23 protein-coding genes and 1 riboswitch are annotated in these 24,641 nt (G+C 70.5%); of the genes, 15 read left to right on the top strand and 8 right to left on the bottom strand.

Going from position 1 to position 24,641, the window contains the following annotated elements; translation table 11 throughout:
- The first annotated feature begins 159 nt into the window (after positions 1 to 159).
- A complete protein-coding gene (locus tag ACF06X_RS18420) occupies positions 160 to 1,560 on the top strand; it encodes a M1 family metallopeptidase (protein ID WP_392288296.1) in 1,401 nt (466 codons plus the stop codon).
- Positions 1,561 to 1,674: 114 nt separating this feature from the next.
- Here the strand turns inward: ACF06X_RS18420 and ACF06X_RS18415 are convergent, their stop codons facing one another.
- Positions 1,675 to 2,250, bottom strand: a complete 576-nt coding sequence (locus ACF06X_RS18415; RefSeq protein ID WP_189601700.1) for a TerD family protein — start codon at positions 2,248 to 2,250, stop codon at positions 1,675 to 1,677.
- A 129-nt stretch (positions 2,251 to 2,379) separates the two neighbouring features.
- On the opposite strand from ACF06X_RS18415, the gene arfB reads away from it, so the two are divergent.
- Positions 2,380 to 2,817 carry an alternative ribosome rescue aminoacyl-tRNA hydrolase ArfB gene (arfB, locus tag ACF06X_RS18410; RefSeq protein ID WP_392288295.1) on the top strand — a complete coding sequence of 146 codons (438 nt, stop codon included), beginning with the start codon at positions 2,380 to 2,382 and terminating at the stop codon, positions 2,815 to 2,817.
- 79 nt (positions 2,818 to 2,896) lie between these two features.
- Here the strand turns inward: arfB and ACF06X_RS18405 are convergent, their stop codons facing one another.
- Entirely contained in the window at positions 2,897 to 3,496 is a 600-nt protein-coding gene (locus ACF06X_RS18405) for a flavin reductase family protein (protein WP_392288294.1), read from the bottom strand.
- A gap of 322 nt (positions 3,497 to 3,818) precedes the next feature.
- Between ACF06X_RS18405 and cdgB the strand changes: the two genes are divergently transcribed.
- Together cdgB and ACF06X_RS18395 are read left to right on the top strand one after the other, a co-directional pair.
- Positions 3,819 to 5,450 (top strand): diguanylate cyclase CdgB, encoded by a 1,632-nt coding sequence (gene cdgB, locus ACF06X_RS18400; protein WP_392288293.1) that lies wholly within the window; start codon positions 3,819 to 3,821, stop codon positions 5,448 to 5,450.
- Between the two features lie 132 nt (positions 5,451 to 5,582).
- Positions 5,583 to 6,569 carry a CBM35 domain-containing protein gene (locus tag ACF06X_RS18395; protein ID WP_392288292.1) on the top strand — a complete coding sequence of 329 codons (987 nt, stop codon included), beginning with the start codon at positions 5,583 to 5,585 and terminating at the stop codon, positions 6,567 to 6,569.
- 74 nt (positions 6,570 to 6,643) lie between these two features.
- Here the strand turns inward: ACF06X_RS18395 and ACF06X_RS18390 are convergent, their stop codons facing one another.
- The 3 genes from ACF06X_RS18390 to ACF06X_RS18380 all read right to left on the bottom strand — a co-directional run bounded on the left by ACF06X_RS18390 (position 6,644) and on the right by ACF06X_RS18380 (position 9,821).
- Entirely contained in the window at positions 6,644 to 7,573 is a 930-nt protein-coding gene (locus tag ACF06X_RS18390) for a 1-phosphofructokinase family hexose kinase (protein WP_392288291.1), read from the bottom strand.
- Positions 7,574 to 7,707: 134 nt separating this feature from the next.
- Complete coding sequence (gene nagA, locus ACF06X_RS18385) at positions 7,708 to 8,871, bottom strand: N-acetylglucosamine-6-phosphate deacetylase (protein ID WP_392288290.1); 1,164 nt, start codon at positions 8,869 to 8,871, stop codon at positions 7,708 to 7,710.
- Positions 8,871 to 9,821, bottom strand: coding sequence for an ROK family protein (locus ACF06X_RS18380; protein WP_392288289.1), 951 nt, complete (start codon positions 9,819 to 9,821; stop codon positions 8,871 to 8,873). Before ACF06X_RS18380 ends, nagA begins: the two co-directional genes overlap by 1 nt.
- A gap of 244 nt (positions 9,822 to 10,065) precedes the next feature.
- Here ACF06X_RS18380 and ACF06X_RS18375 point away from each other — a divergent pair, with 244 nt between their 5' ends.
- Genes ACF06X_RS18375 through otsB form a run of 3 tightly spaced genes read left to right on the top strand, consistent with a single transcriptional unit; the run spans position 10,066 to position 12,517 of the window.
- Positions 10,066 to 11,337: an ABC transporter substrate-binding protein gene (locus ACF06X_RS18375; protein ID WP_392288288.1), complete on the top strand. Its 1,272-nt coding sequence runs from the start codon at positions 10,066 to 10,068 to the stop codon at positions 11,335 to 11,337.
- A 56-nt stretch (positions 11,338 to 11,393) separates the two neighbouring features.
- Positions 11,394 to 11,651, top strand: a complete 258-nt coding sequence (locus ACF06X_RS18370) for a DUF3263 domain-containing protein (protein ID WP_189601694.1) — start codon at positions 11,394 to 11,396, stop codon at positions 11,649 to 11,651.
- Between the two features lie 23 nt (positions 11,652 to 11,674).
- On the top strand, positions 11,675 to 12,517 hold the full coding sequence (otsB, locus tag ACF06X_RS18365) for a trehalose-phosphatase (protein ID WP_392288287.1): 843 nt from the start codon (positions 11,675 to 11,677) through the stop codon (positions 12,515 to 12,517).
- Between the two features lie 424 nt (positions 12,518 to 12,941).
- Here the strand turns inward: otsB and ACF06X_RS18360 are convergent, their stop codons facing one another.
- From ACF06X_RS18360 to ACF06X_RS18350, 3 genes are all read right to left on the bottom strand, one after another.
- Positions 12,942 to 14,390, bottom strand: a complete 1,449-nt coding sequence (locus ACF06X_RS18360) for a trehalose-6-phosphate synthase (protein WP_392288286.1) — start codon at positions 14,388 to 14,390, stop codon at positions 12,942 to 12,944.
- Between the two features lie 76 nt (positions 14,391 to 14,466).
- Positions 14,467 to 14,844, bottom strand: coding sequence for a hypothetical protein (locus ACF06X_RS18355; RefSeq protein ID WP_392288285.1), 378 nt, complete (start codon positions 14,842 to 14,844; stop codon positions 14,467 to 14,469).
- A 47-nt stretch (positions 14,845 to 14,891) separates the two neighbouring features.
- Complete coding sequence (locus ACF06X_RS18350) at positions 14,892 to 15,845, bottom strand: glucosyl-3-phosphoglycerate synthase (RefSeq protein WP_392288284.1); 954 nt, start codon at positions 15,843 to 15,845, stop codon at positions 14,892 to 14,894.
- 120 nt (positions 15,846 to 15,965) lie between these two features.
- Positions 15,966 to 16,108, top strand: a riboswitch (SAM riboswitch).
- On the opposite strand from ACF06X_RS18350, the gene thrC reads away from it, so the two are divergent.
- From thrC to ACF06X_RS18310, 8 genes are all read left to right on the top strand, one after another.
- A complete protein-coding gene (thrC, locus tag ACF06X_RS18345) occupies positions 16,102 to 17,439 on the top strand; it encodes a threonine synthase (RefSeq protein WP_392288442.1) in 1,338 nt (445 codons plus the stop codon). (Overlaps the previous riboswitch by 7 nt.)
- Before the next feature lie 39 nt (positions 17,440 to 17,478).
- A complete protein-coding gene (locus ACF06X_RS18340; protein WP_392288283.1) occupies positions 17,479 to 17,757 on the top strand; it encodes a MoaD/ThiS family protein in 279 nt (92 codons plus the stop codon).
- 396 nt (positions 17,758 to 18,153) lie between these two features.
- A complete protein-coding gene (locus ACF06X_RS18335; RefSeq protein WP_005315736.1) occupies positions 18,154 to 18,357 on the top strand; it encodes a cold-shock protein in 204 nt (67 codons plus the stop codon).
- A 323-nt stretch (positions 18,358 to 18,680) separates the two neighbouring features.
- The gene (groL, locus tag ACF06X_RS18330) at positions 18,681 to 20,309 is read left to right on the top strand and encodes a chaperonin GroEL (RefSeq protein ID WP_392288282.1); all 1,629 of its coding nucleotides are present in this window, start codon (positions 18,681 to 18,683) and stop codon (positions 20,307 to 20,309) included.
- Between the two features lie 108 nt (positions 20,310 to 20,417).
- Positions 20,418 to 20,885, top strand: coding sequence for an SRPBCC family protein (locus ACF06X_RS18325; RefSeq protein WP_392288281.1), 468 nt, complete (start codon positions 20,418 to 20,420; stop codon positions 20,883 to 20,885).
- A 534-nt stretch (positions 20,886 to 21,419) separates the two neighbouring features.
- A complete protein-coding gene (locus tag ACF06X_RS18320; RefSeq protein WP_392288280.1) occupies positions 21,420 to 22,679 on the top strand; it encodes an ice-binding family protein in 1,260 nt (419 codons plus the stop codon).
- Positions 22,680 to 22,901: 222 nt separating this feature from the next.
- Positions 22,902 to 23,486, top strand: a complete 585-nt coding sequence (locus ACF06X_RS18315; RefSeq protein ID WP_392288279.1) for a DUF5819 family protein — start codon at positions 22,902 to 22,904, stop codon at positions 23,484 to 23,486.
- Positions 23,487 to 23,565: 79 nt separating this feature from the next.
- Positions 23,566 to 24,624, top strand: a complete 1,059-nt coding sequence (locus tag ACF06X_RS18310; RefSeq protein WP_392288278.1) for an HTTM domain-containing protein — start codon at positions 23,566 to 23,568, stop codon at positions 24,622 to 24,624.
- Positions 24,625 to 24,641: the final 17 nt, after the last annotated feature.

Raw genomic sequence — 24,641 nt, 5'->3', positions numbered from 1 at the left:
GTGGCGCCCGGACCCCCGCCGGGCGCCACCGACGCATACGAGCAGGAGAGTCGTACGAGGAGGAGAACCGTACGGGGAGGAGAGCCGTACGAGAAGCCGTACGAGAGCCGTACGGGAGCCGTGCGCGGCCCGTGGAAAGCCGCCGCATAGGATCGCCATGTGACCACGCGTAGCCGAGCCCGCACCGCCCCGGCCGCCGCGGCGGTCGCCGCCCTCCTCCTGCTCGCGGGCTGCACCGGTGACACGGACGGCGCCGTGCGGGGGACCCCTGGCGCCGCCGGGCTGCGCGACCCGTACTTTCCCAAGCTCGGCAACGGCGGTTACGACGTACGCCACTACGCCCTCACCCTCGCCTACGACCCCGCGAGCGGGCGCCTCGACGCCACGGCCGAGATCACCGCCCGCGCCACCCAGGACCTCAGCGCCCTCAACCTCGACCTCACCGGTCTCACCGTCGACCGTGCCACCGTCGACGGTGCCCCGGCCGCCGTCAACCGTGCCGGGAACGAACTGACGCTGCGGCCGCGCGAGGACATCGACCGGGGCAACGAGTTCCGGGCCACCGTCAGCTACTCCGGCGTCCCGGAGAAGATCACCGACGCGGACGGTGCGGGCGAGGGCTGGCTGCGGACGAAGGACGGGGCGCTCGCGCTCGGCGAACCGGTCGGCTCCATGGCCTGGTTCCCCGGCAACCACCACCCCTCCGACAAGGCGGCGTACGACATCACCGTCACCGTCCCGCGGGGGCTGCGCGCCTTCGCCAACGGCACGCGGACGTCCGAGCGGACCGAGAACGGCCGGACGACCGCGGTCTGGCACTCCCCGGAGCCGATGGCGAGCTATCTCGCGACGATCGCCATCGGACGGTACGAGACGAGGACCGCGACCACTCCCTCGAAGGTCACCGTCCTCAGCGCCGCCGACCCGTCCGTGGCCGCCGCGAGCACGCCGCTGCTCGACCGGATCCCCGAACTGCTGGAGTGGGCCGAGGGGAACTTCGGGCCCTATCCCTTCTCCGCCGCCGGCGCGATCGTCGAGCCGACCGGCGACGTCGGCTACGCCCTTGAGACCCAGACACGGCCGGTCTTCCCGCAGAACTCCTTCAACCTCCCGACCCTCGTCCACGAGTTGGCGCACCAGTGGTACGGAAACTCGGTCTCGCCCGCGACCTGGCGGGACATGTGGCTGAACGAGAGCTTCGCGACGTACGCGGAGTGGCTGTACGCGGAGGACTTCGAGGACACCCCGGCGCAGGAGAGCTTCCAGGAGGCCTTCGACGCCGACGTCAACTGGGCCTTCCCGCCCGCCGAACCGCCCACGGCGGAGAACCTGTTCGACCCGCCGGTGTACCAGCGCGGCGCGATGGTGCTGCACAAGATCCGGCAGAAGGTCGGCGACGACACTTTCTACGAGATCCTGGCCGGCTGGCCAGCGAAGCACCGTCACGGGAACGCCTCCACCGAGGACTTCACGGCCTATGTGGAGGACGTGGCGGGGGAGGACCTGAGCGGTCTGTGGGACGTGTGGTTGTACGGAGACGGCCGGCCGACCACCCCGTGAGCCGCGTGAGCCCGTGAGCCACAGGGGGCGACCTCGGCGGGCAACGCCAGGGCCCCGGCGCGTGCACACGCACCGGGGCCCTGGCGGCCGAGGCCGTACGTCAGAAGCCGTACGTCAGAGGCTGACGCCGAAGTCGCGGGCGATGCCCTCGAGGCCGGAGGCGTAACCCTGGCCGACCGCGCGGAACTTCCACTCCGCGCCGTTGCGGTACAGCTCGCCGAAGACCATGGCGGTCTCGACGGCCGCGTCCTCGGAGAGGTCGTAGCGGGCGAGCTCGGCGCCGCCGGCCTGGTTGACGATGCGGATGTAGGCGTTGCGGACCTGGCCGAAGTTCTGCGAGCGGTTGACCGCGTCGTAGATGGAGACCGGGAAGACGATCTTGTCCACGTTCGGGGGCAGGGCGGCGAGGTTCACGTTGATCTGCTCGTCGTCGCCGCCGCCCTCGCCGGTGCGGTTGTCACCGGTGTGGACGATGGTCTGGTCCGGCGTCGCCTTGTTGTTGAAGAAGACGAAGTGGGCGTCGGAGGCGACCTTGCCGGCGGCGTCGACGCCGATGGCGGAGGCGTCGAGGTCGAAGTCGGTGCCGGTGGTGGTACGGACGTCCCAGCCGAGGCCCACGGTGACGGCGGTGAGGCCCGGAGCCTCCTTGGTCAGGGAGACGTTGCCGCCCTTGGACAGGCTTACAGCCATGGGATGTCCCTTTCTTCGTACTTGTCGTCACTCGTGGCGCGTCACGCGTCACACGGGATAACGCCGGGGGTGCCCCGTCGGTTCCAGGACGGGAAAAGAGGATGACGCGGAGGAGCCGCTGCGGGGAACATGGATGACATGTCCGGTCCGTATCTGATCCGCGGCTCCGTCTCACTGCCCGAGGCCGAGCTCATGTGGCGTTTCTCGCGGTCGTCGGGGCCGGGCGGGCAGCACGTCAACACCAGCGACTCGCAGGTGGAGCTCCGTTTCGACCTGGCGTCGACGGAGGCGCTGCCGGAGGTCTGGAAGGCGCGCGCCCTGGAGCGGCTGGCCTCGCGGCTGGTCAACGGGGTGGTGACGGTCCGCGCCTCGGAGCACCGCTCGCAGTGGCGCAACCGTGAGACGGCGGCGGTCCGGCTCACCGCCCTCCTCGCCGAGGCGACGGCTCCGCCCCCGAAGCCGCGCCGTGCGACGAAGATCCCGCGGGGCATCAACGAACGGCGCCTGCGGGTGAAGAAGCAGCGCTCGGAGACGAAGCGGGGCCGCCAGGGCCGGGACTGGTCCTGACCCGACTGGTCCTGACCCGACTGGTCCTGACCCGCCGCGAGGGCCCGCACCGCCCCAAGAGGCCCCGGAGCCCGGAGCGTCAGCTCAGATGGCGGTACTTGCCCTTGAAGTACGTCAGCGGTGCGCCCTCCGGGGAGGGGAACGACGCCGTCAGGACGCGGCCGATCACCAGGGTGTGGTCGCCGGCGACGACGCGGCTCTCGGTGCGGCATTCGAGGGTGGCCAGCGCGCCGCCCACCAGCGGCGCGCCGCTCTCCTCGCCCCGGGTGTACGGAATGTCCGCGAAGAGCAGACGGTCGCTGACCCGGCCCTTCATCGCGAAGCGGCCCGCGACATGACGCTGGCTCTCGGAGAGGACCGACACCGCCCAGACCGGGACCTCGCCGAGCAGGTCGTCCATCCGCGAGCCGTTGCGGAGGCTGACCAGGACCAGGGGCGGGTCCAGGGAGACCGACATGAACGCGGTCGCCGTCATGCCGACGTCCTCGCCGCGCGGGCCGTCGTCGGGGTCATGTGCCGTCACCAGCACCACGCCCGCCGCGAGGCGGGACATCGCCGCCCGGAACTCGTCGTTGCTCACCCCCTCAGCATGAGGGATCGCCAGATCCGAGGCGGGGGGCGGGGCGGGGGTCGTCGTCAGCACACCTCGCACGCTAGTCCCGGCCCGCGCGCGGCGCATCGGGCCCGGGGACCAGACCACCCACCCCCGCCGGTCCTAGGACCAGAGCCGGAACAGAGCCGGACCAGAACCGACCGGCCCCGCCCCACCGGCCCCCTCCCGGCCCCGCACTGTTCAGTTTGCGTTCAAAAAAACACGGGAGCGCTTTCCGCACCCCCTTGCAACCCTTCATCACCGCTTGTGACTTGAGTCACAGAGCCCAGTTATTGTTGACCCTGTGTACCGGGTGCGCAGCTCGCTGTGATTCAGTGGCGGGGACAGTGCAGTACGAGAGCCGATGAGAACCCTGGAGTTGCTGTCGAGGTCTCGGGGAGAGCGAGCGATGGAGACCGAGTCGGAGCCGTACGTCCGTCTTGCGACCCTGCGGCAGCTGCATCAGGTCGTGGCCGACCTCAATACAGCCCGCAGCCTGGCGGACACCCTGCAGACCGTCGCCGACGGCGTCGTCGCAGGTCTCAACTATGAGCTGGCCTGCGTCAACCTCGTCCGACCCGACGGAGACCTCGTCGTCGCCGCCTTCGCCGGCAGCACCGCCGCCGAAGCCCTGATCACCGGCCGGGTCGGCTCCCGCGAGTCCTGGGAGCGCCGGCTCTCCATGGGCGTCGCCTGGGGTGACCTGCGGTTCATCCCGCACACCGAGGGCTGGGTCCTCATAGAGGACGACGTGCCGCAGTGGCACACCGAAGGCCCCGCCCCCCGCTTCGAGGACGAGTGGCACCCGCACGACCGGCTCTACGCCCCCATGTACGCCTCCGGCTCCAAGCGCGAACTGCTCGGCGTGATCTCCGTCGACCGGCCGCGCAACGGCCGCCACCCCGGCCCGTGGGGCCAGGAAGCCCTGCAGATGTACGCCTCCCAGTCGGCGATTGCGATCAGCAACGCCCGGCTGCGAGCAAACATGCAGCGCGCCCTCGTCCGCCTGGAGCGCGAGCAGCAGGCCCTGCGCGCCAGCGAGGAGTCCTTCCGGCAGGCCTTCGAGTACGCCCCCTCCGGCATGGCCATCGCCGAGATGGGCGGCGACCAGCACGGCCGGCTGCTGCGGACCAACGACGCCCTGTGCCGCCTCCTCGGCCGCCCGGCCTCCGTCATGCGGCGCTATTCGTTCGCCGACCTGGTCCACCCCGAGGACATAGGGACACTGCTGCGGACCTCCGCCGAGGGCGGCCGCGCCGAGCTGCGGCTCGGCCGCCGCGACGGGACCTACGTCTGGGTCTCGCTGCGCAACTCCGTCGTCGCCGACACCGCCGACGGCCCCCGCTTCCTCCTCACCCACGTCGAGGACATCGAGGAGCGCAAGCGCCACGAACTCCAGCTCGCCCACCGTGCCTCGCACGACGCCCTCACCGGCCTGCCCAACAGCGCCGAGCTCCGCTCCCGGCTCAGCGCCCGGATCTGCGAGCGCCCCTACGCCGCGCAGGGCGAGGACGACACCCCGTACCCCTCGCCGTACGGCCACGAGCACGGCTTCGGCTTCGACACGGCGCCGCCCGTGGGTGGGCCGTACGACCATCACGTCCACAGCGTCGCGCCCCCCGGGGGTGATGTCGACGACGGTACGAAGGGTCTCGCCGTCCTCTTCTGCGACCTGGACGGCTTCAAGTCGATCAACGACCGCTTCGGGCACCACACCGGCGACGCCGTTCTCATCGAGGTCGCCCGCCGGCTGACCACCGGTGTGCGGGACGGGGACACCGTCGCCCGGCTCGGGGGTGACGAATTCGTCGTCCTCGCCGACGGCCTCGGCGCCGCCGACGCCGCTGACCTGGCCGTACGCCTGCGGAACGCCATCATTCCGCCGATCCGGGTCGACGGCAGGGCGGTCCGGGTCGGGGCGAGTTTCGGCATCGGCTGGGCCGAGTGCGGCATGTCCGTCGAAGAGGTCCTGAACTCCGCCGACCAGCGGATGTACATCGAGAAGCGGTCCCGCGCGAAGGTCCACCGGCGCGCCGGATAGCCCGCGAAGCCACCTGTGGGCCACTTCACGGTCGGTTCGCGGTCGGTCAAGGGCCGGATCGCCGGGTGGTCCGTTCGGGGTAGGCTCGGCCGGTCGGCGACGGCTGGCGAGCATGGATAGGAGTGACCAGGGATGGCTGCCGGTAACGACGGCGCGAACACGCCCGAGGACGACGATCCGTTCGGCTACCTGTACGCGGACGGCCAGGCGGCGGGCGCCCAGCCGCCCGGCCAGGCCGGTGGCTACGGCTACCCGGGTCCGGCCGCGCAGCCGGGCGTCCCCAGAACCTCGTACAACCAGGTCAGGACGGTCGGCGAGCGCCAGTACGGCGGTCACGGCCACGGGCACGTACCGCAGCAGCAGACGTACGGCGGGCAGCAGCAGTACGGGCAGCCGAACCAGCAGTACGGCCAGCCGAACGCGCAGTACGCGGCGCCCGAGACCTACCCCGGCGAGCGGACCCGGCAGGCGCCGATTCCGCAGCAGCGCGGTGGCGGCGGTCGCGGGCCCAACACCAAGGGCCTCCTCATCGGCGCGATCGCGGTCGTCGCCGTGGTGGTGATCGGCATCGCCGCCGCCCTGATCAGCAACACCGGGAACGAGAAGTCCGACGGCGGCACGGCCGGCGGCAAGCCGACCGGTGACTCCACGCAGGTCCAGGAGACCCCGTCCACCCAGCCGAGCCCGGACGAGACCCCGGCCGAGCTGCCGCAGCAGGACGCGGCGACGCTCAAGCTGGGCGGCACGGCCCTGCTCGCCAAGGACATCAAGGGCGCGGAGGGTGTGGACGGCGCCTATGTGACCGGGTTCAACGCCATCGGCTCGTCCGTCACCTGGCAGACCGAGGTGCCCGAGGCCGGCACGTACAAGATGTCCGTGCGGTACGCGATCCCGGCGAAGGACGCCAACGCCACGGTGACCGTCAACGGCAAGGCGAACGTCAATCCGATGAACCTGAAGAACTTCATCGGATCCTCGGACCCCAACTACGAGAAGAACTGGCAGACCACCTGGTCCCAGGTCTCGCTCGCCAAGGGTCAGAACACCATCAAGCTCTCCTGCGAGCAGGGCAACCAGTGCGACGTGATCTTCGACTGGGTGAAGATCAGCAACCTCTGAGCCGTACGGCAGGCGTACGGTGCGGGAAAAGCTCCGGAGAAGCCCCGCGGAACCACACGTTCCGCGGGGTTTTCCTATGCCGCCTCGGCCTGTTCCGTGACCTTGACCCGCGGCAGCAGTTCGTCGTACGCGCCCCGGTCGAACTCGCCCGCGACCGGTGACAGCACCGTGGCCGCCGAGAGCGCCACCGCGCGGGCCAGCCGGTCCGGCCAGGGCAGCCCGTCGACCAGGCCGGAGAGCAGGCCCGCGACGGCCGAGTCGCCGGCGCCGGTCGGATTGCCCTTCATCGCGGCCGGCGGGGCGGCCTGCCAGACCCCGTCCGGGGTGGCGGCCAGCATGCCCTCGGGGCCGAGCGAGGAGACGACCGCGTGCGCGCCGCGGCGGCGGGCGTCGCGGGTGGCGCGGTGGGGTTCGCGGGAGCCGGTGAGCTGGGCGAGTTCGTCGGCGTTGGGCTTGACCAGGTCCGGGCGGGCCGCGATGCCGCGTCGCAGGGGCTCGCCGCTGGTGTCGAGGAGGACCGGGACCCCGGCGGCCCTGGCGAGGCGGATGAGCTCCGCGTACGCCCCGACGTGGATGCCGGGCGGGAGGCTGCCGCAGAGCGCCACCGCGTCGGCGCCGTCGGCGAGCAGGCCGGCGTAGTGGCCGGTGAAGGCGGACCACTCGGCGGGGGTGAGGGCCGGGCCCGGTTCGTTGAGCTGGGTGGTGTCGCCGGTCGAGGTGTCGACGACGGCGACGGTACGGCGGGTGGGCCCGGTGCTCGTGAGGAGCGCGTCGGTCAGGGGCAGGCCCGCGAGATGGCCGCGCAGGACCTCACCGGTGGCGCCGCCCGCGAAGCCGGTGACGACCGTCTCGTGACCGAGGGCGGCGAGGACGCGGGCGACGTTGAGGCCCTTGCCGCCGGGACGCTCGATCACCTGGGTGACGCGGTGGGAGGCGTGCGGGGTGAGGGCGGGGACGCGGTAGGTGAGGTCCAGTGCCGTGTTGAGGGTGACCGTGAGAATCACCTGCCCACCCCCTCCGTAACCCCGGTGGCCCTGTCGCGCCGGTGAAGCGCTTGCCGTTCGCGCCCCGATCATGCCAAAGAGACGGCGGTTGGCCCAGACCCGGGACCGACCGCCGTACGCACGTCCTGCCGAAATCAGGCCACTTGGGGGGCAACCACCCAGGTGCCCTTGCGCATGACGCCCTTGAGGTCGAAGTTCTCGTCGAGGACGACGAGGTCGGCGTCCTTGCCCGGCTCCAGCGAGCCGACCCGGTCGTCGATGCCGAGGAGCCGGGCGGGGTTGGCGGAGATGGCGCGGACGACGGACTCGACCGGCAGCCGGTCGATGGTCACGGCGCGCTTGAAGGCGCGGTCCAGGGTGAGGGTGGAGCCCGCGATGGAGCCGCCCTCGACCAGCCGGGCCACGCCGTCCTTGACCTCGACGGCGAGCGTGCCGAGGTCGTACATGCCGTCGCCGAAGCCGGCCGCGTCCATGGCGTCGGTGATGAAGGCGACCCGGTCGGCGCCCTTGTGGTGGAAGGCGAGTTCGAGGGCGGCGGGGTGCAGATGCGTTCCGTCGTTGATCAGCTCGACGGTGATCCGCTCGTCCTCCAGGAGGGCGGCGATCGGGCCGGGGGCGCGGTGGCCGAGGCCGGGCATCGCGTTGTAGAGGTGGGTGGCGACGGTGGCGCCCGCGTCGATCGCCTCGACGGTCTGCTCGTAGCTGGCGTCGGTGTGGCCGATGGCGGCGATCACGCCGTGCTCGGCGAGCAGCCGTACGGAGTCGATGCCGCCGGGCAGCTCGGTCGCGAGGGTCACCATCTTGGCCTGGCCGCGGGCGGCGTCGATCAGCTTGCGGACCTCGGCCGGGTCGGGGTCGCGCAGCAGCGTCTCGTCGTGAGCGCCCTTGCGGCAGGGGGAGATGAACGGGCCCTCGAAGTGGATGCCGGCGATCTCGCCCTGTTCGGCCAGCTCGGAGAGGAGGCCCGCGCGGCGGCCGAGGAAGTCCATGTCGCCGGTGACGAAGGAGGCTACGGCGGTGGTGGTGCCGTGCAGACGGTGGGTGTGGACGCCGTGGAGGACCTCGTCGACGGTCCCGGAGGTGAAGGAGGCCCCGCCGCCGCCGTGGTTGTGCATGTCGACGAAGCCAGGGACGACCCAGTGGCCCGACAGGTCGAGGGAGGGCGCATGGGGGGCGTCGGGGGCATCGGCGCCGGCGCTGCCGGAGATGCGGCCGCCTTCGACGATCACGCGTCCGTTCTCGACGGTCCCGCTCGGCATCACCACACGGGCGCCGGCGAGAACTGTGGAAACGGCCATCAGGCGGATACCTCCGAATCGGCGGGGCGCTGGTCGGCGAGCAGGTCCCAGGCGAGGAGGCCCGCGCCCAGACATCCGGCGGTGTCCCCGAGGGCCGCCGGGACGATGGTGGGCAGCTTCTGGAACGTCACGCGTTCCTCGACCGCGGCCCTCAGGGGTGTGAACAAGGTTTCCCCGGCCTCGGCGAGACCGCCACCGATGATGAGCGTGCGCGGGTCCAGCAGGGTGAGCGCGGTGACGAGGCCGTCGGCGAGGGCGTCGACGGCGTGCTGCCAGACCTGTACGGCCCTGGTGTCGCCGGACTCGACGGCCTTGGCGCAGTCGGCGGCGTCCGCGTCCGGGTCGCCGGAGGCCGCGGCCCAGGCGAGGGAGACGGCGGAGGCGGAGGCGTACCGCTCCAGGCAGCCGCGCTGGCCGCAGCCGCACTCCGTGCCGCCGGGGCGGACGACGATGTGGCCGATCTCGCCCGCGTAGCCGTGGGCGCCGGCCTCGATGGCTCCGCCGATGCCGATGGCGCCGGCGATGCCGGTGCCGAGGGGCACGAAGAGGAAGCGGTCGGCGCCGTTGCCGGCGCCGATCCGGCCTTCGGCGAGGCCGCCGGTGCGGACGTCGTGGCCGAGGGCGACGGGTGCGCCGGCGAGGCGTTCGCTGAGCAGGGCCCGCATCGGCACGTCGCGCCAGCCGAGGTTGGCGGCGTAGACGGCGATGCCGTTCTCCGCGTCGACGATGCCGGGGACGGCGACTCCCGCGGCCGCGGCGGGCTTTCCGTACCGCTCCAGGCCGTAGGCGCGCAGCTCGGCGGCGAAGTCGAGGATCGTCTCGACGACGGCCTCGGGGCCGCGCTCGCGCGCGGTGGCGCGGCGTGCCTCGTGGAGCAGGGTGCCGTCCGCCCCGACCAGGGCGGCCTTCATACCGGTGCCGCCCACATCGAGGGCGATGACGTGTTTCACGGGGGACAGTGTCCCGTGAGAACGGCCGAAAGGTCTAGTCCACTGGGCGATATTGTTGCGCGGTCATACAAATGGCCCCTTCGGCGCGCGGGGAGGTCGCGCACGGTGGCGGGGCGCCCCGCCCAGCGCCCGCCCCGAAGAGGCCGAAGTGATACCCAAGTGGTGTAGACCTTATGCTTCCTCCCGAGTGAAAATCGCAGCTCGACGACGAGCAGGACGACGAGCAAGAGGGTGGGGCGACGCTGTGCAGCGGCGAATTCTTGGACTGACCGCGACCATCGCCGCGCTCGGCCTGACCGGAGTGATCTCCGGCTGCGGCCTCACCGGCGCCGACTCCGGCGACGTGACCCTCAAGCTGGTCGCCGCCGACTACGACCTCACCGGTGGCGACACCACGCAGAAGTACTGGGACGATCTCACCGCCGCCTACGAGGCCGAGCACCCCGGCGTCGACGTCCAGGTCCAGATCGAGTCCTGGAACGACGTCGACCGCAAGGTCGCCGAGATGGTCAAGGCCGGCCAGGCCCCCGACATCGCCCAGATCGGCGCCTACGCCGACTACGCGGCCGCCGGCCAGCTCTACTCCGCCGACGAACTGCTCTCCATACCCGTCCAGGCCAACTTCCTCACGCCGCTCGCCTCCGCCGGCGAGATGAAGCGCACCCAGTACGGCCTGCCCTTCGCCGCCTCCACCCGGCTGCTCTTCTTCAACCAGAAGCTCTTCGACCGGGCCGGCATCACCAAGGCCCCGACGACCTGGGCCGAGCTGACCGCCGCCGCGGAGAAGCTGAAGGACGACGACGTCCCGTACCCCTTCGCGCTGCCGCTCGGCCCGGAGGAGGCACAGGCCGAGACGATGATGTGGCTGCTCAGCGGCGGTGACGGCTACACCGACGCCACCGACCGCTACCGCATCGACTCCGACCAGAACGTGGCCACCTTCGACTGGCTGAAGAAGAACCTGGTCGAGAAGGAGCTCACCGGACCCGTCGCCCCCGGCAAGCTCAACCGCAAGGACGCCTTCGCCGCCTTCACACGCGGCGAGGTCGGCATGCTCAACGGCCACCCGTCCCTCATGCAGGAGGCCGAGAAGAAGGGCATCACCGTCGGCAAGGTCGCGCTGCCGGGCCCCGACGGCAAGGCCAAGGCCGCCATGGGCGTCGCCGACTGGATCATGGGCTTCAAGCAGAACGGGCACCGCCAGGAGATCGGCGACTTCCTCGACTTCGTCTTCAGCGACAAGAACGTGCTGGCGTTCGCGGGCGGCAACGACCTGCTGCCGGTCACCGTCAGCGCCTACTCCCGCATGGAGAGCGAGGAGGAGCACAAGAACCTCCGCGCGTTCCTGAAGGAGCTGCCCGGCTCGCAGCTGCCGCCGGTCGGCAAGACGTCCTGGGCCCAGGTCAGCGAGAACATCAAGCAGAACATCGGCAAGGCCGTCGCACCGGGCAACCGGCCCGTGGACGTCCTCGGCAAGATCGGGCGCGAGGCGACGGCGGCGGAGAGCGCGGAGTAGGAGCAGCACCCGCGACAGTGCGGAGTGACGACAGTGCGGAGTAATAGGTTGTTCGTATGACCGACGCGAGCGACCCCCGACCCGGGGAGGACGGCCTCGGCGAACGGGAGCGGGCCGTCCTCGCCCTCGAACGCCGCTCCTGGCCGGGACCCGGCGCCAAGGAGCGGGCCGTCCGCGAGCGGCTCGGCCTCTCGCCCACCCGCTACTACCAGCTCCTCAACGCCCTCCTCGACGACCCCCGGGCCCTCGCCCACGACCCGGTGACCGTCAACCGGCTGCGACGGGTCCGTGCGGAGAAGGAGCAGCGCCGCTGAGCCCACCTCGGTAGGGTCGTGGCATGGTCAGCAGCCTTCCGCACCCGACCACGTCCGCCGGCCGAGACGGCCTTGCCGCGCTGCTCGCGCGGCCCGACAAGGCCGTCGTCGCCCTCGACTTCGACGGGACGCTCGCCGAGATCGTCCCCGACCCCGAACAGGCCCGCGCCCACCCCGGCGCCGTCCCCGCCCTCGCCGCCCTCGCGCCCAGGATCGCCTCGGTCGCGGTGGTGACCGGACGCCCGGCGGGCGTGGCGGTGCGGTACGGCGGCTTCGCCGGGGTCCCGGGCCTGGAACACCTCGTCGTCCTCGGCCACTACGGCGCCGAGCGCTGGGACGCGGTCACCGGCACCGTCCAGGCCGCGGCCCCGCACCCGGGCGTGGCGGCCGTCCGCGCCGAGCTTCCCGGCTACCTCGACCGCATCGGCGCCTGGCCGGGCACCTGGATCGAGGAGAAGGGCCGCGCGGTCGCGGTCCACACCCGTCGCTCCACCGACCCGCAGGCGGCCTTCGAGGCCCTCAAGGAACCGCTCGCCGACCTCGCCACCCGGCACGGTCTGGTCCTCGAACCCGGCCGCATGGTCCTGGAGCTGCGCCCGCCGGGCATGGACAAGGGCGTGGCCCTCGCCGAGTACGTACGGGAGGTGGGCGCCGGGTCCGTGCTGTACGCGGGCGACGACCTGGGCGACCTGCCGGCCTTCGCGGCCGTGGAGAAACTGCGCTCGAACGGAACCCCGGGCCTGCTGGTGTGCAGCGGCTCGGCCGAAGTCCCGGAGCTGTCGGAACGGGCCGACCTGTCGGTCCCGGGCCCGCGGGCGGTGGTGGAGTTCCTCGCGGGCCTGGCGAAGGCGGTACGGGAGGGCTGAGCGCCGGGCGGGGGAGTACGGACAGGGGGGCGGCCCCCGGGGGTTCCCGGGGGGCCCCCCCCGGCCGGGGGGGCGCCGGGGGCCGGGGGGGGGGGGGGGCCCCGGGGGGGGGGGGGGGGGCCCCGGGCGGCCGGGGCCTGCCCGTCCGGGGTGGGCGGGGGGGGGGGGGGGGGCGGCGGGGGGGGGGGCCCCCCGGGGGCGCGCGGGGGCCCCCCCCCCTGTCCGTAGGGCTCGCCGTGGCCGGCGTGGGCGATGCGCCCGGGCGGCTTGGGGGGTGCCGCCGGGACGGTCTGGCGGACCTGGGGTGTGTCGCCGGTGCGCCGGGGCGGCCTGACAGGCCCGGGATGGGGCGCCGGTGCGCCCGGGCGGCCTGGCGCACCTCGGGCCTGGCGCGGCCTGGGGTCCCGTGTCGCCGGGGCGGGTGTCAGCCGCGCAGGGCTTCCAGCTGGTCCAGGAACCAGCGCTGCGGCGGGAGTGCGGTCGCCGTCGCCGCCAGGCGCTTCGTGCGCTCGGCGCGTTCGCCCGGTGGCATCGTCAGAGCCTCGTGCAGGGCCCGTGCCGTCTCGGACACGTCGTACGGGCTGACCGTCAGGGCGTCCTCGCGCAGCTCGCGGTACGCCCCCGCCCCCGTCGAGAGGACCAGCACGCACCCCGCCTCCGAGACCACCGGGATCTCCTTGGCCACCAGGTTCATGCCGTCCCGCACGGGGTTGATCAGGGCCACGTCCGCCATCCGGTAGGCCGCGAGGGAGCGCGTGAAGTCGTCCTTCACCGAGAGCAGGACCGGCTGCCAGCCCTCCGTACCGAACTCGGCGTTGATCTCCTCCGCGAGCTCCGCCACCGACGCCGTGTACGCGCGGTACACCGCCAGGTCCTGACGGGACGGATACGCGGAGGCCAGGTGGACGACCCGGTCGTGCCACTCGGGCCGCTCGCGCAGCAGCTCGCGGTAGGCCAGCAGGCCGCGCAGCACGTTCTTCGACAGCTCGGTGCGGTCCACCCGCACGATCGTCTTACGGTCGCCGACCTCGGCCCGCAGCTGCGCGAGCCGCTCGTCCACCTCGGGCCGGTGCGCCAACGTCCGCAGTTCGTCGGCGTCCACGCCCAAGGGGTACGCCCGCACCCGCGTGGAGCGCTTGGGCCCGCGCCCGCCCTCCCGGCGGTGGTGCACCCCGCGCCAGGGGTCGCCGCTCGGCGAGAAGCCCTGCGCGATCCCCTCGGCGCTGTCGATGTCCGCGCCGCCGATGAACGTCGACGCCCAGTCCCAGGTGTGGAAGCCGAGCTCGTCCGCGCCCAGCATTCCCCACAGCAGCTCCTCGCGGATGTCGTCCGGGAGCATCCGCAGGTACTCGGACGACGCCCACGGCGTGTGCGTGAAGTGGGCGATCCGCAGATCGGGCCGGAGCTCCCGCAACTGCCCCGGCACCAGCGCCAGGTGGTAGTCCTGCACCAGGACCTCCGCGCCGTCGGCCGCCTGCTCCGCCAGCGCCTCCGCGAAGGAGCGGTTGTAGGCGCGGTACGACTCCCAGCGGCGCCGGAACTCCGCGTCGAAGACCGGCTCGCGCGGCACGTCCCACAGGTGGTGGTGGAGGAACCACAGCACCGAGTTCGCGATGCCGTTGTACGCGTCGTCGTAGACCCCCGGGTCGAGGGCGAGCATCCGGACACCGGGCTCGGAGACACCCCGGCGCACGGCCTCCCGGTCGCCCTCCGACAGCGCGGCGCAGACCCACAGCGCCTCGGGCTGCTCGGCGAGGGCGGCGGACAGGCCGGAGACGAGACCGCCCCCGCCGCGCCGGGCGCTGAGCGTGCCGTCGTCGGCGAGGGCGTACGAAAGGGGGCCCCGATTGGAGGCAACGAGCACAGAAGCCATGTGGCGAACCTAGCCCGTCCCGTAAACGCTCAAACGTACGTATACGAGTGGGGTACGAGTGTGGCGACTTCCCGCCTCAGTTCTCGGGCCGGCCGCGCATCGCCGCCTTCGCCACCGCGCCCGTCGCCGCCAGGGCGAGTGCCAGTCCGCCGAGCAGCCACAGCCGCTCGGTGTGGGATCCGGTCTCGGCCATCGAGCCGCCCGGTCCGTGCGGGACGGGGCGCGGCCGGTGCGTCGCCGGGACCGGCGTCGGGACCGATGTCGGGACCGATGTCGGGAAGGCCGAGGGCTTGGGCGGGGGCTTGGGCGAGGGGACGTCGAAGGCGACCACGCCGCCGAGGGAGACCGGCGTCTCGGGCTCCGCTCCGGCGGCGAGGCCGGCGGTGAGGAGGGCAACGAGGCCGACAAGCCCGAGGGCGGCCGTCTGAGATCCCCACCGGTGCATTCGCTTCACAAACCGCATGAAACGGAAATGTAGGCAAAGCGCATCATCATGGGGAGTTACGCCACGCGGCGGTGCGCGTACTCCTCGACATCCGCCATCGGCGGCCGCTCCTCCGTGTCCACGTCGTACGTCCGGGGCGCGAACCGCCTCCCGTCGCCCGTCTCGTCCCGCTCGAACTGCGTCAGCCGGGGCCGCACCAGATGGCCGCGGGACAGCCGCAGCTGCGCCGTCCGGTAGATCGCCGCCGCCATCCGGCCCAGCGCCTGTCCGTCCTGGTGACGGTGTTTGCGGACCCCGACGTCGACCTGCGCGAGCGCGTCGAGACCCACGGTGTGCAGCGCGTCGACGAGCAGGCCCAGCTCCACCCCGTAACCGACGGGGAAGGGCAGCCGTTCGAGGAGCGAGCGCCGCGCCGCGTACTCGCCGCCCAGCGGCTGCACGAAGCCGGCCAGCTGCGGCCAGTGCAGATTGAGCAGCGGGCGCGCCACCAGCTCGGTCACCCGGCCGCCCTGACCCGGGGCGTCACCCAGCGGGCGGTCGTACATCGCCTTGACGAAGTCGACGTCGGGGTCGGTGAGGAGCGGGCCCACGATGCCGGAGACGAAGTCCGCCGAGAAGTCCCTCAGGTCCGCGTCGACGAAGCAGACCACGTCCCCGTGCGTCACGAAGAGCGACCGCCACAGGACCTCGCCCTTGCCGGGCACGGCCGGGAGCCGGGGGAGTATCGCGTCCCGCGCCACGACCCGGGCCCCGGCCGCCGCCGCCACCTCGGCCGTACGGTCGGTCGAACCGGAGTCGATCACCACCAGCTCGTCCACGAGCGGCACCGCCTCGGACATCAGCTCGCGCCGGATCACCGAGACGATGTCGCCGACCGTCGCCTCCTCGTTGAGCGCGGGCAGCACGACGCTGACCGTGGTGGCGTGCTTCGCCGCCAGGATCCGGTCGAGCGAACGGTCCGCCACGGACCAGGACCGCCGTTCGAGCCAGCGCTCCACTTCATCCAGCACGTGATCTCCATCTCGCGGTTCGGACGACCATCTCAACCGTCCGTGCCTTCGGTTACAGTCTTGAACAACGCGGATGCCCGATGCATGTCGGGGTGCCGCCCGCGTCCTACAACCGAATACCGCTCATCCAGAGGGGCAGAGGGAAACGGCCCGTTGAAGCCCCGGCAACCCTCCAGTCGGTCACTCGTCCTCCAGCGAGGTCCCCGGCTAGGGAAGGTGCCAAATCCGTCTCATGGCGAAATTCGTCATGGGAAAGATGAGGAGAAAGGGCCTCGCCTCCATGGCTGTACAGACTGTTTCCACTGCCTCCGCCGCCTCGACCGCGTCGACCGCCTCGACCGTCGATCTCGGTCCCGCCGCAGGGCTCTCCTGCCGTGAATGCGGTGAAGTCTTCGCTCTTGGTCCGATCTTCGCCTGCGAGCTCTGTTTCGGGCCGCTCGAAGTCGCCTACGACCTCCCCACCGGTGACCCCGAGGCGCTGCGCAAGCAGATCGAGGCCGGCCCCGCCAACATCTGGCGCTACGCCCCGCTGCTGCCCGTCCCCGCCGACGTCGCCGAGAAGCCGAACCTGAACCCGGGCTGGACCAAGCTCGTCCAGGCCGACAACCTCGGCCGCGAGCTGGGCGTCGAGCCGGGCAAGCTCTTCGTCAAGGACGACTCCGGCAACCCGACGCACTCCTTCAAGGACCGCGTCGTCGCCCAGGCCCTCGAAGCCGCCCGCGCCTTCGGCTTCACCACGCTCTCCTGCTCCTCCACCGGCAACCTGGCCGGCGCCGTCGGCGCCGCCGCCGCCCGCGCCGGCTTCCGCTCCTGCGTGTTCATCCCGCACGACCTGGAACAGGGCAAGGTCGTCATGGCCGCCGTCTACGGCGGCGAGCTCGTCGGCATCGAGGGCAACTACGACGACGTCAACCGCTTCTGCTCGGAGCTCATCGGCGACCCGCTCGGCGAGGGCTGGGGCTTCGTCAACGTCAACCTGCGCCCGTACTACGGCGAGGGCTCCAAGACGCTCGCGTACGAGATCTGCGAGCAGCTCGGCTGGGTCATCCCCGACCAGCTCGTGATCCCGATCGCCTCCGGCTCGCAGCTCACCAAGATCGACAAGGGCCTGCAGGAGCTCATCAAGCTGGGCCTCGTCGAGGACAAGCCGTACAAGATCTTCGGCGCCCAGGCCGAGGGCTGCTCCCCGGTGTCGGCGGCCTTCAAGGCCGGCCACGACGTCGTACGGCCCCAGAAGCCGAACACCATCGCCAAGTCCCTGGCGATCGGCAACCCGGCCGACGGCCCGTACGTCCTGGACATCGCGCGCCGGACGGGCGGCGCGGTGGAGGACGTCAACGACGAGCAGGTCGTCGAGGCGATCAAGATCCTGGCCCGTACCGAGGGCATCTTCGCCGAGACGGCGGGCGGTGTGACGGTCGGCGTGACGAAGAAGCTGATCGAGGCCGGCCTCATCGACCCGAGCCTGACCACGGTCGTCCTCAACACGGGCGACGGTCTCAAGACCCTGGACGCGGTGGCCGAGACCTCGCAGGCCACCGCCACCATCCGCCCGAGCCTGGACGCGTTCCGCGACGCCGGCCTGGCCAACTGAAGCCCCCTGGCCAACTGAGCCCTCTGAAAGGTTAGTGACATGAGCGTCAAGGTCCGCATCCCCACCATCCTGCGTACGTACACCGGCGGCCAGGCCGAGGTCGCGGCGGAGGGTGCGACCCTCGCCGAGGTCATCGCCGACCTGGAGAAGAACCACACGGGCATCGCCGCCCGCGTCCTGGACGACCAGGGCAAGCTGCGCCGCTTCGTGAACGTGTACGTCAACGACGACGACGTGCGCTTCGAGCAGGGCCTGGAGACGGCGACCCCGGAGGGCTCGGGCGTCTCGATCATCCCGGCCGTCGCCGGCGGCTGCTGACCCCTGCTGACCCCTCGCCTTTCCCTGAATTGCCCCTTCCGCTTCAAAAGCGGAGGGGGCAATTCTGCATGGTTGGGCGCGGTAGAGTTGGGGAAGCCCCCTCCGCTGCTCATGCCAGACGCATATGAGAATGCGTCCGTGCGCGACAAGATGCAGCCAAAGTGTTCGAGTGTTGTGTACCTTCTGCGCACTTTGACGGGCCCGACTTGCCCCGGAACTCATGGAATCCTCCGCATTCCTCCTTTCTGGCGTGCCCAGAATTCTCGTCCGATTGACCTGTTGCAGAGGGCAGTTGGGCAGATACATTCAGCCGCGGTCGACGCGTTCCGGCGCAGGGTCTGACCCGGGTCCGCGAAGTGCGGTCCCGCGCAAGGGCCAGTAATAGGGGAGTTAGGCATGGCTCAGGGCACCGTCAAGTGGTTCAACGCGGAGAAGGGGTACGGCTTCATCGCGGTCGACGGTGGTGCGGATGTTTTCGTCCACTACAGCGCGATCCAGATGGACGGTTACCGCACCCTTGAAGAGGGTCAGCGAGTCGAGTTCGAGATCTCGCAGGGCCAGAAGGGTCCGCAGGCGGACATGGTCAAGCTCGCCGTCTGAGTACGGCGCGATCGGCCACCACGTACGCACTCACGCCGAGGGGTCCGCATCCTGACCAGGATGCGGACCCCTCGTGCGTCCCCGGGCGCCCCCTCGCGGACTCCACGAACCCGGTCCCGATCGTCGAGAGGCGCTTGCACTCGCATGGGTCGAGTGCTAATCATTGCGTTAGCACTCTGAAGGTGAGAGTGCTTACGAGGATCGAGCAGATGAGGTCCGCGGCCAGGTGGGGCAAGGAACCGCCGGGCTCGCAGACCGTCCGTCGCGGGCGTCGGCGCGGTCCTGGAGCGTTATCCACCCCCTGTCCGGGAGGACCACTTCACATGGCCAAGATCATCGCGTTCGACGAGGAGGCCCGGCGCGGTCTCGAGCGCGGCATGAACCAGCTCGCTGACGCCGTCAAGGTCACCCTTGGCCCCAAGGGCCGGAACGTCGTCCTCGAGAAGAAGTGGGGTGCCCCCACGATCACCAACGATGGTGTCTCCATCGCCAAGGAGATCGAGCTCGAGGACCCGTACGAGAAGATCGGCGCCGAGCTGGTCAAGGAAGTCGCCAAGAAGACGGACGACGTCGCCGGTGACGGTACGACCACCGCGACCGTCCTCGCCCAGGCGCTCGTCCGCGAGGGCCTGCGCAACGTGGCGGCCGGCGCCAACCCGATGGCCCTCAAGCGCGGCATCGAGAAGGCCGTCGAGGCCGTCTCCGGCGCCCTCCTTGAGCAGGCGAAGGATGTCGAGACCAAGGAGCAGATCGCCTCCACGGCCTCCATCTCCGCCGCCGACACCCAGATCGGCGAGCTCATCGCCGAGGCCATGGACAAGGTCGGCAAGGAAGGCGTCATCACCGTCGAGGAGTCCCAGACCTTCGGTCTGGAGCTGGAGCTCACCGAGGGTATGCGCTTCGACAAGGGCTACATCTCGGCGTACTTCGCCACCGACATGGAGCGTATGGAGGCGTCCCTGGACGACCCGTACATCCTGATCGTCAACTCCAAGATCTCTTCCGTGAAGGACCTGCTCCCGCTCCTGGAGAAGGTCATGCAGTCGGGCAAGCCGCTGCTGATCATCGCCGAGGACGTCGAGGGCGAGGCCCTGTCGACCCTGGTCGTCAACAAGATCCGCGGCACCTTCAAGTCCGTCGCGGTCAAGGCCCCGGGCTTCGGCGACCGTCGCAAGGCCATGCTGAACGACATCGCCATCCTCACGGGCGGCACGGTCATCTCCGAGGAGGTCGGCCTCAAGCTCGAGAACGCCGGCCTGGACCTGCTGGGCCGCGCCCGCAAGGTCGTCATCACCAAGGACGAGACCACGATCGTCGACGGTGCCGGTGAGAGCGACCAGGTCGCCGGCCGCGTCAACCAGATCCGCGCCGAGATCGAGAACTCGGACAGCGACTACGACCGCGAGAAGCTGCAGGAGCGCCTGGCGAAGCTCGCCGGCGGTGTTGCGGTCATCAAGGCCGGTGCCGCGACCGAGGTCGAGCTCAAGGAGCGCAAGCACCGCATCGAGGACGCCGTTCGCAACGCGAAGGCGGCCGTCGAGGAGGGCATCGTCGCCGGTGGTGGCGTCGCGCTCATCCAGGCCTCGCACGTCTTCGAGAAGCTCGAGCTCGAGCTCTCCGGTGACGAGGCGACCGGTGCCGCGATCGTGAAGCTGGCCCTTGAGGCCCCGCTGAAGCAGATCGCCGTCAACGCCGGCCTCGAGGGCGGCGTCGTGGCGGAGAAGGTCCGCAACCTGCCCGTCGGCCACGGCCTGAACGCCGCGACCAACGAGTACGTCGACCTCATCGCCGAGGGCATCATCGACCCGGCGAAGGTGACGCGTTCCGCCCTGCAGAACGCCGCCTCCATCGCCGCGCTGTTCCTGACCACCGAGGCCGTCATCGCCGACAAGCCGGAGAAGGCCTCCGCGGCCGCTCCGGGCGGCATGCCGGGCGGTGACATGGACTTCTGATCCTTCGGATCGGCTGTTCACCGAGGGCGGCACCCCCTGTTGGGGGTGCCGCCCTCGGGCGTTCAGGGGGATGCTGGTGGGAGGAGCCCCACGGCGGGAGAGCGGATCATGATCACGCTGCTGACGACACCGGCGGACCGCGAGCTGGTCATCACCCGGACCTTCGAGGCACCGCCCGCCCGCGTCTGGGAGGCGTGGACGCGGCCCGAGCACGTCCGGCAGTGGTACGGCGTGGCAGCCCTGCCCACGGTCGTCTGCGAGATCGACCTGCGCGTGGGCGGCGCGTGGCGCTGGGGACAGAAGGCGCCGGACGGCCGGGAGATCGTGTTCTCGGGAACGTATGAGGAGATCGTCCCGGGCGAGCGGCTGGTCTACACGGAGACCTTCGAGCTGATGCCGGGCCCGCCGGTCCATGTGACCCTCACCTTCGACGCGACCCCGGACGGGGGCACGGCCCTGACGAGCAAGTCGATCTGGCCGTCCTCTGAGGTCCGGGACCAGGCGCTGGCGACGGGGATGGAGGACGGGGTGAAGGAGGAGTACGACCGCCTGGCGGAGTACCTCCGCACGATGTGAGCGGAAGTCCGGTGATCCCGCGCCTGACGGCGGGCGCCCATGAGCCGCGTCCCTGGGAGATGTCCGACCTCCCCTGGTGCCCGGTGCGTTGAATGCGGTTGAGCGTGGTGCGCACGGCGCCCTGCCTGTACGGCAGGTGCTTGGCCGGCGTTTTCGCGGAGATGTCGCTGCCCTCGGCCGGGGCATCCACTGACGCCTGTTTCCATGTCACGCCAAGCACCTTTCCAGCCGATAAAAAACTACTGATCTGGATGAATCGCGGGCTCTTTCTTGCCTCCCGTGGCGAGTAGGCGCCATCGATCGGCACGACGCGAGGTATCAGTGAATCCCGGTGGCTCGCCGCACGGATCAACGGCAGCCACTCGGCCCAGCATTTGAACATGCAATCGTTGATGCATATTGATTGATTCGGGCAACACCACCGGCTGAGTCACCGCCCGAGTTTGGGCCCCTGCGTAATATGCCGCCGAAAAAGAGGCGATTCCGTTCGACGAGGAACGCCGGACGTCACCATCCCCAGGAGTTGACTCCTCGATGAGACTGAATATCGCCGGTGCATCGCATCGGCGCATGATGACGGCCTGGATCGCGGGGGTGCTCACCCTGCTGGTCGCGTTGGCCCTTGTGGCAGTGACGCCTACGCGGGCAAGTGCCGTCGCAACGGAAGTTGAGCTGGGAACGGCGGAAAGCTTCGCGGTGCTGGGCGGCTCCGCCGTGACCAACACCGGCGACTCGGTGATCAACGGAGACCTCGGAGTGAGTCCGGGGACGTCCGTCACCGGATTCCCTCCCGGAATCGTGAACGGGGCTGTCCACGTCGCGGATGCTGTGGCTGCTCAAGCCCAGAGTGACCTGACGACGGCGTACAACGATGCGGCCGGCCAGGCACCGGACGTAGTTTTCCCCGACGATCCTCCGGTGGAGCTCGGTGGCAGGACGCTGACTCCAGGCGTCTACAACGCCCCTGTCAGTGCCGCCATCACCGGTACGCTCACCCTGAACGCCGAGGGGGACCCCGACGCTGTCTGGGTGTTCCAGATCGGTTCGACGCTGACGACGGCGGCCGGCAGCGACGTGTCCCTCATCAACGGCGCATCGCCGTGCAATGTGTTCTGGCAGATCGGGAGTTCGGCCACCCTCGGAACCAACTCCACTTTCGTGGGCACCATCATGGCCCTGACCTCTATCAGTGTCACCACGGGAACGGACATCGAGGGCCGCGCGCTGGCCCGTAACGGCGCCGTGACGCTTGACACCAACGTGATCACCCGACCTCTGTGTGAGGACGACACCACCTCCACCACGACGACCGGTGAGACCACCGGCACGACCACGGGTGAGACCACCGGCACGACGACTGGTGAGACGACCGGGACGACCACGGGTGAGACCACCGGTACCACGACTGGTGAGACGACCGGGACGACCACGGGTGAGACCACCGGCACGACGACTGGTGAGACGACCGGGACGACCACGGGTGAGACCACCGGTGCCACGACGGGTGAGACCACCGGCACGACGACTGGTGAGACCACCGGCACCACGACGGGTGAGACCACCGGGACCACGACTGGTGGCCACACGACCGGTGACCACACGGGTGGTCACGACACGGGTGGTCACCACACAGGCGGTCACACGGGCGGTCACGACGACTGCGACCACCCGGACCACCACGGCAAGCCCTGGAAGCCGGGCAAGCCGGGCAAGCCCTGGAAGCCTGGCAAGCCCTGGAAGCCCGGCCCCTACGACGTGAAGCCCCAGGGGCACGACGTGTACATGCCCCACTGAGTGAGTAAGGGGTGGCGCGCGGTGGATCGTCGTCGATTCCGCCGCGCGCCACCCGTGGAAGCAGGCGAAGCAGGAGCGATGGAAGGACCGGGTGGGGCCGTGCTGGGCGGCGTTGAGTCGACACATGCGAAGGATTCACAGCAGGACGATGGCGAAGGGCCGCGTCGGAGTCGTGGCAATTCAGAGCCGCCCCGCCTACTGATCGCTGGAACGGGAGTCGCGGTGGCCCTGTGCCTCGCAGTGACTCTGGTCCATGTGCTCTTGGTGTTTCTTTACGTGGCGCCCTCGAACGCCATTTCCAAGGCGTACGGCCAGCACATCAACGCGTGGGTCCAGCCCCTCTTTTCGCAGAACTGGCGGCTCTTCGCGCCGGAACCGCAGTCTGTCAATCGGCAGATCTCGGCGAGGGTCGGAAAAACAACGCCGAACGGCACCACGCACGTGAGCGACTGGATCGATGTAAGCTCCATGGACGATTCCGCCGTCAAGCACAACGTCTTCCCGAGCCACACGGCACAGAACATGCTGCGCCGCGCCTGGAATTCCTACGCCGAAACGCACGACAGCAACGACCGGCCGCACTCGGAGCGAGCCGCTCTGATCCAGGAGTACCTCCGCAACATCGCGGTGGACCGCGTCACCGCTCAACGGGGCGGCACCTTCGACTCCATCCAGCTACGGGTGACCACGCTGCATATCGCCCCTCCCCGTCCGGCGAACGGATCCCGTCCGGCCGCCGCGGCACCTGCGCCGGCCGCGACCCGGCACCTGCCCTGGTGGAAGGCGGACTCGCGTGAAGCGCAGTGACAGGACACCGACCACGGCGCCCACAGCGCTCACAGCGCCCACAGCGCCCCGAGGAACCACTGAACAGGCCGCCGTACACATGCTCCAGCGCGTGTTCGACCGAATCCACGCTCTCCTCGTCCTTCTGACCGAGCAGCCGGTCTCCCTGTACGCGGCGGCGGTGTTGCGCATCGGGTACGGATCGCTCTATCTCGCCTTCCTGCTCCGCGAGTTTCCCCACCGTGAGGAGATGTGGGGCCCGGGTTCGCCATGGACGCCCGAACTGGCCCGGCTCATGTACGACCAGAGCGGATGGGCCAGCGTCCTCCTCCTGTCCGACAGTCGGGCGTACTTCGAGGTCTGCTACGCCGTTGCGCTCGTCACGTGTGCGCTGTTCGCGCTGGGCTGGCGCACGCGTGCGGTGTCCGTGCTGTTCGCGGTCGTGGTGGTGTCGTTCCACGCCAGGGCGATCTACATGGCGGACGGCGGGGACAACCTGATGGTCCTCATGGCCGTCTACCTGGCCTTCACCGCATGTGGTCGCCGCTGGTCCCTCGACGCGCGCAGGACCCGGCTCAAGGCTGACGAGAGTCGCGGGGAGGGTCTGCGGACACAACTGGGGGAGGCGCGCTCCCTCCTGACCACCGTGCTGCACAACTGCGGCATGTTCGTCATCGCAGCCCAGGTCTGCTTCCTCTACGGATGTGCGGGCCTGTACAAGGTGCAGGGGCAGAAGTGGGCCGACGGCACCGCCCTCCACTACGTCCTGAACCTCGACCTGTTCCGTCCCTGGCCCGAGCTGTCCCAGGTGGTCGACGATCACCATGTACTGCTCACGGCCATCGGCTATGTGACGGTGCTGGCGCAGGTCGCCTTTCCGTTCGCCCTCTTCAGCAGGCTCAAGTACCCGGTCCTGATCCTGCTGCTGGGCATGCACGTGAATATCGCCGTGCTCATGGGACTGCCGCTGTTCTCCGGCGCGATGATCGTCGCCGATGCCGTGTTCCTGCCGGACCGCTTCTACCGCGCCGCGGGACGGCTGTGGCGGCGTACCGTCCGACGAACAGGCGTCACGGCAGCGGAAGCCTGTCCCCGGACGGTATCTGCCGCAGTGCCGCCGCAGCCGGGACCGGCAGGCGACGCCTCCGCCGTGCGGTAAGCCCGCACCGAGAGCAC

The sequence above is a fragment of the Streptomyces sp. NPDC015346 genome (assembly GCF_043078785.1).
GTDB lineage: Bacteria > Actinomycetota > Actinomycetes > Streptomycetales > Streptomycetaceae > Streptomyces.
The sequence above is the reverse complement of the archived record's forward strand: the minus strand, read 5'-3'. Positions and strand labels throughout refer to the sequence as shown.

Bases quoted from the DNA above. Each gene is read 5' to 3' on its own strand.
- ACF06X_RS18370 (WP_189601694.1), top strand. From the start codon at position 11,394: ATGACCGACGCGAGCGACCCCCGACCCGGGGAGGACGGCCTCGGCGAA.
- groL (WP_392288282.1), top strand. From the start codon at position 18,681: ATGGCCAAGATCATCGCGTTCGACGAGGAGGCCCGGCGCGGTCTCGAG.
- ACF06X_RS18335 (WP_005315736.1), top strand. From the start codon at position 18,154: ATGGCTCAGGGCACCGTCAAGTGGTTCAACGCGGAGAAGGGGTACGGC.
- ACF06X_RS18320 (WP_392288280.1), top strand. From the start codon at position 21,420: ATGAGACTGAATATCGCCGGTGCATCGCATCGGCGCATGATGACGGCC.
- thrC (WP_392288442.1), top strand. From the start codon at position 16,102: ATGAGGAGAAAGGGCCTCGCCTCCATGGCTGTACAGACTGTTTCCACT.
- ACF06X_RS18325 (WP_392288281.1), top strand. From the start codon at position 20,418: ATGATCACGCTGCTGACGACACCGGCGGACCGCGAGCTGGTCATCACC.
- cdgB (WP_392288293.1), top strand. From the start codon at position 3,819: ATGGAGACCGAGTCGGAGCCGTACGTCCGTCTTGCGACCCTGCGGCAG.
- arfB (WP_392288295.1), top strand. From the start codon at position 2,380: ATGGATGACATGTCCGGTCCGTATCTGATCCGCGGCTCCGTCTCACTG.
- ACF06X_RS18415 (WP_189601700.1), bottom strand. From the start codon at position 2,250: ATGGCTGTAAGCCTGTCCAAGGGCGGCAACGTCTCCCTGACCAAGGAG.
- nagA (WP_392288290.1), bottom strand. From the start codon at position 8,871: ATGGCCGTTTCCACAGTTCTCGCCGGCGCCCGTGTGGTGATGCCGAGC.
- ACF06X_RS18360 (WP_392288286.1), bottom strand. From the start codon at position 14,390: ATGGCTTCTGTGCTCGTTGCCTCCAATCGGGGCCCCCTTTCGTACGCC.
- ACF06X_RS18395 (WP_392288292.1), top strand. From the start codon at position 5,583: ATGGCTGCCGGTAACGACGGCGCGAACACGCCCGAGGACGACGATCCG.
- ACF06X_RS18405 (WP_392288294.1), bottom strand. From the start codon at position 3,496: ATGCGCCGCGCGCGGGCCGGGACTAGCGTGCGAGGTGTGCTGACGACG.
- otsB (WP_392288287.1), top strand. From the start codon at position 11,675: ATGGTCAGCAGCCTTCCGCACCCGACCACGTCCGCCGGCCGAGACGGC.
- ACF06X_RS18340 (WP_392288283.1), top strand. From the start codon at position 17,479: ATGAGCGTCAAGGTCCGCATCCCCACCATCCTGCGTACGTACACCGGC.
- ACF06X_RS18310 (WP_392288278.1), top strand. From the start codon at position 23,566: ATGCTCCAGCGCGTGTTCGACCGAATCCACGCTCTCCTCGTCCTTCTG.